This is a genomic window from Psychrobacter sp. LFX-11D, assembly GCF_904846475.1.
Classification (GTDB): Bacteria; Pseudomonadota; Gammaproteobacteria; order Pseudomonadales; family Moraxellaceae; genus Psychrobacter; species Psychrobacter cryohalolentis.
This window is the reverse complement of record NZ_CAJHAV010000016.1, coordinates 22,937-37,483: the sequence shown is the minus strand read 5'-3', so window position 1 is coordinate 37,483 and position 14,547 is coordinate 22,937. Positions and strand designations below refer to the sequence as shown.

The following is a 14,547-nucleotide window of genomic DNA, read 5'->3' as shown; positions in this document are numbered from 1 at the left end:
GTTTTTCAATATTATGTAATCGACTTGCCTAGAGACTATGTCAGTTGACAAAGTTTTGGTACAGATACAGACTGTAACGCAATACCATCGTGATTTTGACACAGTTTACATATTCGACCTATCTGTCTTTGAACTCAGTTCCTATACTTTAGAAGATTTAATAAAACGCTTAATCTGGCTTATATTGCTATTAAGTGGATTGATGATAAATAGAATATATAACAAATCAATTAAGGAAGATATTATGAATAACGATGGCCGTATTACAGACTCGAATAACCGTGTGATTACTGATGACTATCTTGAAGTTGGTGATAGAGAGCGTATTATCGATGATAATGAGCGCCGATTGACTGGTAATGATCAGACAATCAACAATACTGTTATTAGACATGAAAATGACAACATTATAGAGGATCATGATGCGATTGATCGTACTGCTGTCAAGCATATGTCGAAAGAAGCAAGAAGTGATCTGAATGCTGATCCAATCACAGGCGAGCCAGGCTCGCACCCTGTAGGTACAGGTATTGGTGGTATTGGCGGCGCAGCAGCAGGTGCTGCTATTGGCACGATGGCAGGCCCATTAGGCACGCTTATTGGTGGAGCAATTGGTGCAATTGTCGGTGGCGGTGCAGGTCATGCAGCAGCCGAAGCGATTGATCCAACGCGTGAAGAAGCATATTGGCGTGCAGAGTATGCCAATGCCGATTACTATCAAGAAGGTCATGATTTCGATCGTGATTTGCATCCAGCTTACGCGGTAGGCTATGCTAACCGTGCACGTTATCCCGCTGATGCCCGCTTTGAAGATCATGAGTCAGATTTAGAGCGCTCATGGAACAATGTGAAAGGTGAATCACGTATGGAATGGAATGAGGCACGTAGAGCATCTCGTGATGCATGGAACCGCATTTCTTAATGTATTTATGCTGATTTTAATAAGATATTAAGTACTCAGGTCAGATAGTTTATGAAAAGTAGTCAGCGATTAATATGCAAGTGCTGCTAATAGTATACTTGCTTCAAGTAAGTAAACACGACTAAAGCTTACTGTCTTATTACTGGGTTTAGTTCGATTGTAGACATTTTTTGTTAACAGACGCAATAATTTGAATTTATGCTATTTTAAAGCCTCCAAAGATTTCTTTGGAGGCTTTTTTACTGTATATTACTATGTATGAATATATAATATGCTTTATTGTTAAAATTAGCCAATAAGTAATAATTAGAAACCTTATGTAAAAACAATTATAGAATAATAGGCAGTTTATGACCAATAATAATGAAAGTAATCATAAGCAGTTTTATATAGCAACTGCCAACCTGCTCAATTTTGCCAATCCCAATCGTCTCTATTATCCAAACGCACCTGCATATACTAATCACGAATACGAACATAAGTTACGCGGTATCACAGATCTACTGTCAAAGGCACATGCTGATATCATTGCGGTCCAAGAAGTATGGGACAGTGAAGCGCTCGAAGCTTTAGCAGTATCATTGGGCTTTAAGCCTGAACATGTCGTTATTCCACTGGCAAGTAATGACAGCGTAAATTCCTATACGCAAGGTAAAGGGGCGCAAAATACACCTGCTGTCGGTATTATTAGTCGGTTTGCGCACTTAGAGACCAGTTTGCTTGAAGAGATTGCCCCAAAAGCGGTCATCGATATCCCTGATGTTGGTCCTTATCAGCGCTTTAATCGTCCGCCCCTTGTATTGCGCGTAGATGCATTTGGTCAGCCGATAACCATTATTACCGCTCATCTAAAAAGTAAACGTGCTTTTTTCTTACGTGATGAGGCCGGTAATTTATTAGAAGATATGGATGATCCAAATATTCGTATTCGTGCCAAGTTGCGTAGTTTGTGTATGCGTGCGGCAGAAGCGGCTTCTATCAGGCTTTCTATCATAGATAGGTTACAGCATACTCGTGAGCCCTTGATTTTGCTTGGTGATATGAATGATGTGACTGAAAGCGTAACCACCCAGCTGATGACTGAGATTGGCGAGGTCAACTATGACAAGAGCATGCGAGACGTCGCGCTGTTTGATGCTGCTCGTATTCAAGCCCGTTATGGTTGGATGAAAGATGTAGCATATACTCATATCTATCAAGGTATGCCAGAAGTGATTGATCAGTTATTTGTCTCTGAAGAATTTCTACCTGATAGTAAGTTTTCGCTCGGTCAGGTTGAACGGGTTGACTACTTTAATGACCATTTAAAGTGGGATTATGCAGATAGAGTGATCGACCATGGTATTATAAGAGCGAAAATAAAGCTTCACAATTAACACTATTTTATAATTAATTAGTGAATTGTTTTTAACCTATTCTTGTTCCTTGCTTGATAGTGTACAAGCGTTTATTATGCCTCTTCGTTGAGTATAGTAGCGGTGTTATCAATCCATATATGATTGATAGAAATGGTGCTTTGATTTAGGGCGCATACTATCCGATGAACACTATATTTTTAAAGATATGACATAACATTAAGAGATTTATCATGAGTGAAAATAAAGACGACAAAATTGAAGATGTACTAGTAGATTCGGAGCTGGCAAAAAAGCTGGTGCCGAATAAGTTTAAGTTTACTAGCCAGCAAGGACGCGCCCGCCGTCAAAAATTGTTGATGGGTGCTAAAAAGTTGAGTGAAACCCAATCTATCAATGATATTACGCTTGCCGCTGTCTGCGAAGAAGCGGGTATTCCACGGGCGTCTGCTTATCATTTCTTCCCTAATATTGAAGCCATATTTTTGGCGCTGCGTTTTTTAAATGCTATTGATATTTTAGATGTATTGAGAACCGTTGAGACGGTTAAATATGATAGATGGCAAGGGTATCTTACAGCGCTGATTGATCGCTGTGTACAAATTTTTGATGAAGATCAAACCAAAGCCAAATTAATTTATGATACCAATACGCCTGATTTTGAAGGCGACAGTTTTGGCGAGCATATGGATCACCAAGTAGTAAAATTGGTCTATGATCGTTTGGCTGAACGCTATGAAGTGCCTAAGTTTGAAGATATTCAAGATGTGTTATTGATTACCTTTAGTATCGTGAATGCGATCTTTACTGTTTCTTATCGTCGTCATGAGCGTATTACCGATAAGTATCTGCAAGAAGCTAATACGGCATCTATCGCTTATCTGCGTTGTTACTTGCCAGAGAAGCTACCGCGTAAAGACCGTTAGTCTGTCTATTAAGTTTTAAAGACAGACATTAAAAAAATCCGACATTTATATGTCGGATTTTTTTGCTAAATTTTTATGTATAAGCTTTATAAAATACTTATAGTGAATAAAATTTCTACATTTGATCAAGTGTCGGCAATACTTGTCCATTACAGCGCTCACCACTTGCATCGAAAGGCGAGTATTGCTCATAATAACGTACGATAAGCCCTTCTAATGCCACGTTTTCTTTAGAATTGTGAGCATTAACAAAAGCTTCACGTGCTTGTTCAAGCCAGCGGTCAGCCATGCGAAATTGACTGCCTGCCTGCCGTGAATTATGTTCACATTGGTCGGTCGCTGCCCAGATTAATGCCACTTCACTAAATGCTATTTCACGGGGAGCGCTTGCAATACCACCGCTGTCTTTGAGGGCACTTAATGTTGCCCATAAATCAGGTCGCATTAGCGCTGATGAGGCAGATATATTTTGGATAAGAACAAGATCGTTTTCTGAGCCTTTTTTTAATGCTTGCAAAATAGCTTCTGCAGATTTTGCCGCTTCTAATCCAGCAGGTGAGCGACTATTCATACTGTCTTTATGGATGGCATAGTTGAGCCAAGCTTGGGCTTTATAAGCAAAGTACTGTTGCTGCGCAGTTTTATCTTTTTGCTGATAATGCTGCAGTTCTGCTAGCATACAGCTCATCGCCCGTTGCTGCGAATTTTGGTTTTTATATGTCGCTTTTAAATCCTGACTCTGGCAGTAATCAGAGGTGTCTATAGTAGTGATATTCCCACTTTTTTGAAGAGTCGTAGCTGTGGTTGATACGCATGAAGTCGTTGATAATAGCAAAACAGCTGAAAACGCAGCACATATTGGATTTTTATAAGTAGCTACTTTAATAGTAGAGTAAAGCATAACGCGAAAACCTTGTAGTAAGCTGATAAGTATCGGTGCTGGCAATTTTGAGACTGATTTTATCGCTTATCAAATGCTATAGTCAATTTACTTCAAAAATATAGTGCTATTGGAATAAGATTTTGAAGTCTTTATCTTGCTTTAGTGCATGTGAATAAGGAAAAACGATTCCAGAAAAACGTCATTCAAGATGGTGCCTTTTTAATTGACCGTCTTATAATGTAGAGGATACAGGTGCTGCACGTTTATTTTTACGTCGGTCTTCACGCTTAAATAGATCTTCATCAAACTTGAAGCGTAGTCTAAAGTAAGCGCCCTCGATGGTAGTATCGTCATAAGCGATGTCTTCATCTTCAAAGCCCATGAAGTTATAACCAAGCGATAACCATAAATTGTTCATTGGACTATAGCCAACTTCAGCGCCAACTAAATAGGCTAGGTCATTTGCTTGCTTATTCCAATAAGTACCTGCTTGTAAACCAATATCCCAGCGCTCGCTAATATCATATAAGCCGCGAGCGTACACAGCATGAGCGGTATTGTCACTTGCGATACCTTGAGCATCGTATTCGGTATATTTACCTGCATAGTGACCTGATAACGTTAATGGGCGCGTTGGATGGTAGTTACCGCTCCATGACCAAACAATAGCATCCTTTTGATAAGGGTCATCACCAGTGGCATTATCATCTAAGCGATATTCAAGCTTGGCCAGCATATCAAGCTGATTGCTATCGTAATCGCGATAGGCAGCACCAAGTTGAAAGCGATTGATAGTCCGATGACCATCATCATAATCAACTTTTGAATAAATATCTTTGGCTAATAAAGTAACTTCATCGCTATAACGATAAGCAATGCCAGCACTACCTAATAAGGTGTCACTGGTATCGCCCCAGCGTTTTTCTAGGCGCCCTGATGCTTTGTAATTTTCGTTAGCAAGGTATTCAACGCCAAAACCTGCTGCAGTTGAGGTACTGTCTTTCTCACCCTCTAAAGATTCGACACGCTCGAGTAAGGTATTAAGCGTCAAGCCTTTTTGCACATACCATTTATTCTTTAGACCAATGGCAGCTTCCGCTTCGCGAGCACTGATGGCATCACGTAGACGGTATTCACTATAAACCTTGCCATCTTTCATATAAGTGGCATCAAAGCCGACAACAGTGCGTTGACGCTCTTCAGAATCGTCTAAACCATAGCTGCCAGACAAGCTATTGATTAAATCATGGCGAGCATAAAGTCGACCTAAATTACCCAGTGCTGTTTCACCGCCGATAGAGGTTGCGTTGCGTGAACTGTGTTCAATATCTTGCTCATACTCAGCAAATACCAATGAGTTATTTAGCTTTGGCAAATGCGCGGTTAGACGGGCGCGGGCAGTGGTGCCTTCGATATCTTTTTCAGTGTTGCTGACGTTGCTTAGCGCAGATTGATTGATGATGTCATCATTTGCAAAAGTATCATTAGTAATATCCACCACATCTGTTGCTGCTTGGATATTACGTGAAGCACCTTCTTGTTTGTAATAACGTACACCGACTTCACCAACGATATTTTTGCTTAAACGCTGTTCGATACTGGCCTGTACGCCTTCAGTACTTGCATCAGTAATATGATCTTCTGTGCGCACGCCTTCAAGTTTAAGCGCAGTCTTTTTCTCGTTTAAAGTGTGGATGATTTCGATGCCAGATTCGGTGCGACCAGCAGTTTGTGGTGACGCGCCAGTGACAAAACCGATATCGGTATCGTTATGATAGGCTTTTGCACGAGTATTTTTCTTATCATCATAGTCAAGCTCGATACGTAGAGCGTCACCCTCAGCATTATCGCCTGTTAGTTTGTCCGCATTGATCTGATTGCTTGGCTCGAAATTTGGATTCTCAGCTTTGTTTTTGGCATATTCTGCGACCAGTTTTAGCTTGTCATTAAACTTAACCACAGTATTAGCGCTAGCAAGCTCTTCTTTATTAAGTGGATCGTCACTATTGATATAGCTGCCACCGATAGTGATTTTATCAGTCAATTGTCGTTTAGCAGCGACGCCACCTACCCAATATTTCTCACCACCTTCATCAACCTCGACAGTAACGCGTAAGTAGATAGGGTTGCCATCGATATCTTGGCTAGCAATCGGTGATTTTAGATATAAGCTACGGCTAATAGGATCAATTTCATAATCAGCAAAGCGCGTCAAGGTCTCACGGCGCACAATACGTCCAGGATTATTAGCATCACGGGTGATTACTTCTATAGTTTCTGAATTTTCTAATACTGCATCAAAATCATTAGCAAGCGGGTAAGGACCTGAAATGCCCAAACCACGAGTTTCATTGACACGCTGGGAGGTGCTGGTTTCAGCGGCAAAAGCAGTAATACGCGTGTTGCTATCTTCAAACTGGGCTTTGACACCAGTCAGTGTACGATTGTATTGACCGAGCTTAATACCTTCATCGTTGTCAATTTGAGTCTTTAAGTCGCCATACATGGCAAATGAGCGACCTTTATCTAGACGTACATATAGCTTGCTCGTCGATTGCGCATCAAAACCTTTGGCTGATGAGTCGCCATAAACGGGATAGTATTCGCCCGGCTCGATATCACGGAACAGGCGCTCGCCTTTTTTGTCGCTGTCATAAGCAAGCGTTAATAGATAATCACCGCGTACTTTGCCTTTTAAGAACATTGCCGCACGACCCGTCGCTGAGTAATCATCGTTACCGGCTATTTCGCGTAATTCTTTTTCAAATGCACCTTGTGCGTCAGTGATATTACTACCATCAAAGTCTTTGAGTGCTATCGCGCCTTCAACGATACCAACAGCTATTAATGGACGCAATTGAGCTGTAAACTGTAGCGGAATTACTTGCTTAGTACTGCCTGTATCGATGATCATCTCACCTTTACCGGGTACGCTTGGCGCAGTCACGGAGATCAACAGCTCACCACCATTGACAGTAACTTGCGTGCCGGCTTGATCTTTACTGCTGTCTGCCAAGTTGATACGACCAATATTGGTATCAATGGTGATAGGAGTTGATGCTATATAAGGACGACCATCACGATCTTTTAGACTGATAACGATTTGATAATCGCTGACGCCGTCAGCTGCCACCAATTGTTTTTGGGTACGATAACTAATAGATTGTAAAATATCCGGTGTTAATACCTTGATAGTTTGCTCAGAGATAACTTTGCCATTCACGTCGGTTGCGACACCGCGTAAAGTATTAGTGCCACGCTTTAAATCGACCGCGTAATAATCAAATGCGGTGACATTTTGCTTTTGTTGTTCAGCCGTTTTACCGATTTGTTCTCTTGATATGGCTTTACCGTTGGCATATAGAGTGAAAATAGAGCCCAGTGGGGCTTGTACCTGTACCATTTGTTTATAAGTGCTGAGCTGCTGACCTTCACTCAAATTAATGAAAGAGACATTATTAGTTGCCACTTCTTTAAGGTATTCTTCTAACTCTTTTTCTACAGGAGGTGCAATTTTAGTAATCGCCATCTCAACGCGATTTGCAGATGGGTTGACCATTTCATTGACGATGGCTGAATCGCATTGAATCCCTGCATCTAAAACATCGTTAGATTTACAGCCGCTGGCATTGATATTGTCTTTATTGTCGCGGTTATAGTCAGGATCTAAAGTTAGCTCGCTTTTAACCGCTTGCTCTAAGCGATCGTTTTTGGCACCGATACTTTTGCTACGCGCAACAAGCTCTGCGTTTAAGCGTTCAGTACTGTCCGCCATACCGCCAACGATGCCGAAATCGGCACGATGTAACTCGCCATATTTGAGGTCAACGAAACGGCTACCAGCATCACCAGTATTACGGTTGCTTTGAGTAACCAGTTCTGTAGCGTTTGGAATAGTAGTGCGGTCAACTTTGAGGACGTGGGTTTTAGCACTAATACCATAAAAGTTATATTTACCTTCAGGATCGGTCACTACAAAGTTACCATTTTCCATATAGAGTCGCACGCCAGCAACACCAAGCTCACCATCTTGTTTTTGCTGGATGCCATCGCGGTTGATATCGTGGTAGACCTTACCAACGATGATGCCGTCTGTATTCATAACACCGCGATCGACTTCTACTTTCCACTGGGCTTCTCTTGATACGAGGCTTTGATCTTGCTCAGTTTTAGCAATGGCAGTCGCACGGTTAATGCCGTCACCGCCTAATGCTGATGAACCGATGAGGACGCGGTAAGTAATATCTTTACTAGTTTTGGCATCCATATTCCCCAGACTTAAAACTTGATACTTGCCATCGGTTTTAAACTCAGTGGTTTGCGCTTTATCAATGCTCACACTACCACCAACGTAGTCAAAGCCGCGCGGTAAAGCATCCTTTAACTCAACGTTATAAGCCGTACTGGTACCATCATTTTTGATATTAATCGTATAGTTAACATAATCACCGAGTGAGGCAGTTTTGACATCACCTTCTTTGGTAACTTGCAGGGTTGGGCTATCATTAACGATGGCGATATTGCTACTGATAGCTTCTTTAATTTCCTGTCGTATACTATTTGAGTCGATATAAGCATCTAACGTAGCGAGTAAATTATCACCTTCTAGCGTCTGAATAATATTGTCATGAATGGCATTAGCATTATTTTCTGTCGGTGCTTCTAGACGGAATTTGCCAGTATTATTGCCAGTCTCAATAGCTTTAAGTGAATAATTATCACCCGTTTTAGAGGAAGTAATAGTTATCCATATTTCATCTCGTGCGCTATCATGGACGTTACATTTAGCACAGCTGGCTTCAAGATAAACATCTTCACCTGCTTGAGATGTTCTTCTGTAACCATCCCATGAATAAAGCATAAAATCGAGTCGTGATTCAACGATAACAAGATCGTCAGCTACTAAAGCGGTAATAGAAGGGTCTTCGACAACAGTAGCGCCAAGCTTAATACTAGCAGTATCATCGGCTTCAGCATTGGCATCAGATAATGCTTGTATAGTAAGTTCAATGCTCTCACTTTGACCTAAAGTAATCTGAGCAGTTAGATTGTTATTTAACTTAATCTCTTTATCAACACCATCATCGAAGCGTCCGTTGTTATTCAAGTCTTGATAGAGTTTTATGTTCGATAAGCTACTAGGTACAGTCAGGTTCAAATCGATAGTCTGATCACTGTAACTGGTATTGGTTAGGAGATTTTTCCAACTAACGGTCGAGCCAGGGGCGATAGTCTTTGTTAATGGCGAGGTTAGGCTAATACCATATTGAGGAAAAGCAGACGATTGAACACTCACTTGGTTAGAAGTGCTAGAGATAACGATGGTAGCTTGACTATCGACGTAGTAGCTTGCGTTAGCGATGTTAGTGATAGTCTGTACAGCAGTATTAGGTGCAGCAAAAGCCATATTTGATTGCATAAGCAACATAGCAAGCGTCAGAGCCGAAACCTTGGCTGTGCCTGATATTAAGCTTTTAGACGTATTGATTACACTAGAGGTCATAATAAGTCGCTTATCCAATAAAATATAAAGGGGTAACAGAATGGAGCGTCTCTAGCTTGACCAGTTAAAAATGATTGGTTCAAGCTAGAGAGTTGGTCTATAAGCATCTTGTGAAGCTCATAGATTATTTAATTATTAATTAGTACCTGTTTGCGAAGGTTTTGCAGCAAATACAACGTTGGCTGTTGTATTAGCAGCGATACTTGCAAAGGTAACTTGTAACGACTGACCAAGGGTTTGACTAGTGGCTGTTGGAGACGCTGAAAAGCTATTAGCTTGATAAGTAAGTTTGCTATCTAAAGTATCTGAAACGATAAGATTGTTAACGATTTTTGTAGTATCAGTAAAAGTGTTTTTGGCTTCTAGTTTATAGAAGACACACTGATCAGCATTAGCAGTTGCAGGGTCAGTCGACCAAGCAGCAGCAGCAACACCAGGGTTAGCATTACAATCAGCAGCTATCTGATATTTTTTCAGATTAACGCCTTGCAAGGTCGTAGTAGAAGTTGTGGACAGCTGGTTACCAGGAGTACTAGTAGGTGCTGCTGTACCTTGAACCGGACCTCTAGGCTGTAGCGCGACTGCTATGGTTTCGAAATCACCAATGTTATTTACATTGTTTGTTGTAGAGTTTGGATCATTGCTACCTTTGCCTGTCGATAAAACCTGTACGCCAATTTTGACAGAGGCTCCTGGAGCTAGGCCTGCTCGCGTGCCATTCACAAGAGGAGTAGCAGCGTTAAGATCATAAATACCATTTACGCCAGTAAGTTCAATCTCTCCAGTATTAAATATACCGTCGTCATTAGCATCTACGAACACGCGAGTAATACTAATATTAGGATCATCAGCAATGCCATTATTTCTAGTTGCAGTCGGTTGAATAGATAGTTTGACGGCATTGTTTGTGTTACCAGACTCCGATGCTTCTGTCACACCACTACCGTTGTTGGTAATAGTATAAGTATAAGTATTGCCGATGACATTGCTGGTTGCAGGAGTAACGAGAGCAATTTCTTTATTGGCACCAGGAGTAATATTAATCGCGCGAACTTGATTACTGGTTGTTACTGACGCATTGGTATTGTCATCTTTACCTATTAATGGCTTACTTGGATCTTCATAAGTACTTTGAGTAAGGCCACCTGGCGTTAGACCGTTATCAGATCTATCGATGATGTCAGGATTGTTTGCAGTCGCATCGTCTTTAGTGTTATCTCTAACAACAGCATAGTTAATAAATGAGCTGGCGTCAGTGGCGCCAGTCGCCTTTTTGGCACGGAAAGTGACGGTGATGGTTTCGCCGACTTTGACATTTTGACCAGCTACAGTGATTGTTTTATTGCTGTTCGAGAGGACGGCTGTACCTGCTGCACTACCATTAGAGGCAGTAACAGTAGGCGCTACATAGTTAGCTTCTGTTGTTGACGCTATTGCTACTAAACCTGTAGGTAGATCATCTGAGATGGTTATTGCAGTACCATCGATGTTACCTTCGTTTTTGACAGTAATAGTGTAATCAACATAAGCGTTGGTATTGTTTAAATCTAAGTTTTTAGTACCAAGATTGGTAGTAGCCGATTTTGTAATAGCATAAAGTGGCGTTTTGGTTAACGCATTATCAGTGTTAGTTGCCGTATAAGTAGTGGCAGCGGTGTTACCAGTTTTTGATTTTAGGTAAGCACTTTCAGCGGTTACGGTTAGAATACCATTAGTATCTGCAACACGTTTAGTATCGGCTTGGGCTGTAACAGTAATTAACGCTTTTTCGCCTGGCGCCAATGCAATCGTACCACCGTTAGCAACAGTTACTGCACCACCAACATTAGTACCAGCAGCATTGACTTTTTGATACTTGATGACACTGGTGGTGAGACTGTAATCAAAATCATCACCAGTTCCATTTGGAATGTTGGCAATATTCACAGTATAAGTATCGTTGACGTTACCGCCGTTAGTAAGGGTATGAGTGAAATCGACCGTTGAGCTTGCTTGGGCATTAATAGGGCGATCTCTACCAAAATCATCGTTAGGAGTATTATCAACAACAGTAGAAATTAAACTAAAAGAACCCGTTTCAGAAACATTCACGGTGACTACATTTGATTCTGCAGTTTGTGAAGTTGTACTGCCAGCGACAGTGTATGAAGCGGTGGCTTTGTTTGTCACGTTAAAAGAACCAGAAGTACCACCTGTTGGGGTAGCAGCATTGGCAGCAGTAATACCCATTGCAGTAACAATACCAGCAGTTAACATGGAATATTTGAATAAATTAGATTTCATAAGGTAAGTTTCCTAGAGTATTTAAGTAAAAAGCGCTATAAGTTTGCTATTCAACGATGGTATTTAGTGATACAACGGCGGTTTTCTGTGCGGGTAATAGCTTGATATTCCAACGTAGGGTACGGTATTCAGAAAACGGAATTTTGACCATCTTGCCATCGACTTTACGCATCAGTGGCATATCCATATAGTTCTTGCCATCGATGCTGGCTTGAGCACTTGATGGATTTGCTTCACCAGTAAAGGTCATATTGGCGGGGATAGGTAAGACAACTGCTAAGTCTTGAATATCTTTATTGATGATATTGCTATAAGTGGCCTTATACTGAATAACAGTACCTGCTGGAGCAGTACGAACGGGCACATAGCTGGTTTTGCCCGCAGCGTTTTTAATGACTTGATTGGCGGTTAGATCCATTTTTAAAGCGTCATCGGCATGAGCGGTACTTAACAAACATACTGACGCTAAGCTAGCTAGTAATGTGTTGCGTAAAACATTAAAACCTTTCATATAGTATTCCTTGTTTACACTATTGCTATTAATGAGACTTAAATGTCATCTTATATGATTCAAAAATCGTAATCAGTAATCTATAAAAGTTTAGGTAATGTCAGATTTTTTATTAAAGCTATTGTCACAAACTAAATACAAAATTTCACTATAAATAAGACAAACGGCATTTTGAAGTGACTAAACGGTAGAAGCCCCATCTTTCAAGATAGGGCTTTTGTTGAAAAAGGCAGAATTTTCAGTATTGGGAATAATGCAAGAAAAAACGATGACTAAGGATTTGCTGTGGTGCCATATTTGGTATTGAAGTAAAAAACGCGATTGGTTCTTGCATTGATGGTAAGGGTTCTGGTTTTGACTTCACCATTTGCTCCAATAGCTGGGTTTTCTGCAGCGTTATAATCAGTGGTTGAAAGTGGTGGATTGGCAAGTACGGATGTGACTTGAGCGCCGTTTACCCCTTTTTTCTGCAGCACATCTCGCATCACAAAATCGCTGATCACGATATTTGCACGATTGGTGGCGGTAATTCTATAAGCAATACATTGCTGTGGAGTAATATTGCCTAAAATAGAGTCCATGCTAAATCCAGTTCTTGGATCAGAAGTAGTCGGTACTGTAGTATAATTTAAAGTACTGGCATTACAGTCATTTACAAACTGGTATTTCTGTAATACCAAAGCAGCATTCGCAGCGATGACTCTACCGAAGTTATTATCTGGATAATGGTAAGTGGTATTTGCAAATGCAATCACTTTCTTATCACTATTGGTACGGATAGTATAGACATTACCTGTATTATTATTTTTTTCTATTAGACAGAGATTATTGGTATTGCCACTGATGGTAGTAATAGGAACATTTATCTTATATTGACCGATAGTAGGTGTGCTACCATCAACCAATTGCGAACCATAAATAGATCCATTTGTACAGTGAGTAAGCTCAACAGTACTACTAGCAATACCAGCTTCAGCATTAGGTGTAGTGCTATCGAATATACCGTTAAAGTAATTAGCGTTATTAGCATAAGGACCTGTTGTAATATTGGCGTTAGTAGCATTAGTATCTGTGATACCACCATTATCGTTAAAAACAATACCTGAGAAAGTATATTGTGGCGTATAGCAGTAGCTATCTACTCGAAACTGAAACCTTTGACTTGTAGGAGTAGTTACATTATTAGTATTAGTGTAGCTAAAAGTGACCGATCTGATATCCTCGCTAAATAAGACAGATCCTTGACAATTTGTATCAAGAGCAGCAGTGCAGTTAAATGACGCATTTGTAGAAGAGGTCTGAAGCCCATTTCCTAGCTCAACGACACTAGATCCAGATATTCTTTGAAAAGTCCCTTTAATCTTAGTATTGTTTCGAGTTATGCCAGTGATGCTGACTAAATCATCCCAACCTGTCTTATTGCTGCCTATGTTCTTATCGATATCAAACGCGCTTATGGCAACATTATTTAAATAAAGAGAGTCGCTATTCCCGGTGTTTTGAAAGTCTAAAGTGATCTCAGAACGAGATGTCAGGTCTTTGAAGTTTCTATTAATATCTATAGCAGGATTGGCACTGGTTCCTGTAACCATAGTAGTATTACCAGAAGTATTAACGTTGATCTCTTCAATGGTCATTTTGATTTTCAATGGAATAGACAAACTTGATGTGCTTGTCATGGCTTGATAAGTATTTGTATCAAAACTCTCTTTGAGCTTGGTGTAGTTGCTGTTATCGAATATTCCTTTGGTTGAACCAGCTGGACATGCTAGGTTAGATCCAGGATTGGGGGCAAGTGCAAATGATGAATGACTGATCGCAAGAAAAACCATCGCTGTCATCAACGCCAATATTCGATATAGATATGTACCAAATAATTGTGAAGCTATTGCATTTACGAAGCGCTGAGTCTGATACATATTGCTATCCCTATAAACTGATATTCACTAACAATCATTTATGTAAATACGCACGATAAATATAACCAAAAACCTGTGTATATTACGTAATTCATCATATTAAGCAATAATTTTGTAAATTTCTTAGAAAACGGATGAATGGCAGATTTAATATGACCAAATACATATATTTCTGCTAAATATTATATTTATCACTCATTACAAAGTATCTCCCAACAAACCTCCCGAATATCTCAAAAAACATA

At 40.4% G+C, this 14,547-nt stretch carries 8 protein-coding genes; 3 read left to right on the top strand and 5 right to left on the bottom strand.

What is annotated here, in order from left to right; all coding sequences use genetic code 11:
- Positions 1 to 451: 451 nt before the first annotated feature.
- From JMX75_RS11070 to JMX75_RS11060, 3 genes are all read left to right on the top strand, one after another.
- Entirely contained in the window at positions 452 to 922 is a 471-nt protein-coding gene (locus JMX75_RS11070) for a hypothetical protein (protein WP_226939380.1), read from the top strand.
- A 350-nt stretch (positions 923 to 1,272) separates the two neighbouring features.
- Positions 1,273 to 2,298 (top strand): endonuclease/exonuclease/phosphatase family protein, encoded by a 1,026-nt coding sequence (locus JMX75_RS11065; protein ID WP_133104139.1) that lies wholly within the window; start codon positions 1,273 to 1,275, stop codon positions 2,296 to 2,298.
- 212 nt (positions 2,299 to 2,510) lie between these two features.
- Complete coding sequence (locus JMX75_RS11060) at positions 2,511 to 3,203, top strand: TetR/AcrR family transcriptional regulator (protein ID WP_011513381.1); 693 nt, start codon at positions 2,511 to 2,513, stop codon at positions 3,201 to 3,203.
- A gap of 115 nt (positions 3,204 to 3,318) precedes the next feature.
- Here the strand turns inward: JMX75_RS11060 and JMX75_RS11055 are convergent, their stop codons facing one another.
- The 5 genes from JMX75_RS11055 to JMX75_RS11035 form a co-directional block, all read right to left on the bottom strand.
- A complete protein-coding gene (locus JMX75_RS11055; protein WP_227673073.1) occupies positions 3,319 to 3,882 on the bottom strand; it encodes a hypothetical protein in 564 nt (187 codons plus the stop codon).
- A 436-nt stretch (positions 3,883 to 4,318) separates the two neighbouring features.
- Positions 4,319 to 9,589 carry a DUF11 domain-containing protein gene (locus JMX75_RS11050; protein ID WP_133104141.1) on the bottom strand — a complete coding sequence of 1,757 codons (5,271 nt, stop codon included), beginning with the start codon at positions 9,587 to 9,589 and terminating at the stop codon, positions 4,319 to 4,321.
- Between the two features lie 135 nt (positions 9,590 to 9,724).
- Complete coding sequence (locus JMX75_RS11045) at positions 9,725 to 11,872, bottom strand: beta strand repeat-containing protein (protein ID WP_201532353.1); 2,148 nt, start codon at positions 11,870 to 11,872, stop codon at positions 9,725 to 9,727.
- A gap of 46 nt (positions 11,873 to 11,918) precedes the next feature.
- On the bottom strand, positions 11,919 to 12,383 hold the full coding sequence (locus JMX75_RS11040; RefSeq protein ID WP_133104143.1) for a hypothetical protein: 465 nt from the start codon (positions 12,381 to 12,383) through the stop codon (positions 11,919 to 11,921).
- Positions 12,384 to 12,655: 272 nt separating this feature from the next.
- Entirely contained in the window at positions 12,656 to 14,302 is a 1,647-nt protein-coding gene (locus JMX75_RS11035; RefSeq protein WP_201532352.1) for a hypothetical protein, read from the bottom strand.
- Positions 14,303 to 14,547 lie beyond the last annotated feature (245 nt).

Excerpts from the sequence above, each read along its gene's own strand:
- JMX75_RS11070 (WP_226939380.1), top strand. The coding sequence starts at position 452 with ATGTCGAAAGAAGCAAGAAGTGATCTGAATGCTGATCCAATCACAGGC.
- JMX75_RS11065 (WP_133104139.1), top strand. The coding sequence starts at position 1,273 with ATGACCAATAATAATGAAAGTAATCATAAGCAGTTTTATATAGCAACT.
- JMX75_RS11060 (WP_011513381.1), top strand. The coding sequence starts at position 2,511 with ATGAGTGAAAATAAAGACGACAAAATTGAAGATGTACTAGTAGATTCG.
- JMX75_RS11055 (WP_227673073.1), bottom strand. The coding sequence starts at position 3,882 with ATGCTAGCAGAACTGCAGCATTATCAGCAAAAAGATAAAACTGCGCAG.
- JMX75_RS11050 (WP_133104141.1), bottom strand. The coding sequence starts at position 9,589 with ATGACCTCTAGTGTAATCAATACGTCTAAAAGCTTAATATCAGGCACA.
- JMX75_RS11045 (WP_201532353.1), bottom strand. The coding sequence starts at position 11,872 with ATGAAATCTAATTTATTCAAATATTCCATGTTAACTGCTGGTATTGTT.
- JMX75_RS11040 (WP_133104143.1), bottom strand. The coding sequence starts at position 12,383 with ATGAAAGGTTTTAATGTTTTACGCAACACATTACTAGCTAGCTTAGCG.
- JMX75_RS11035 (WP_201532352.1), bottom strand. The coding sequence starts at position 14,302 with ATGTATCAGACTCAGCGCTTCGTAAATGCAATAGCTTCACAATTATTT.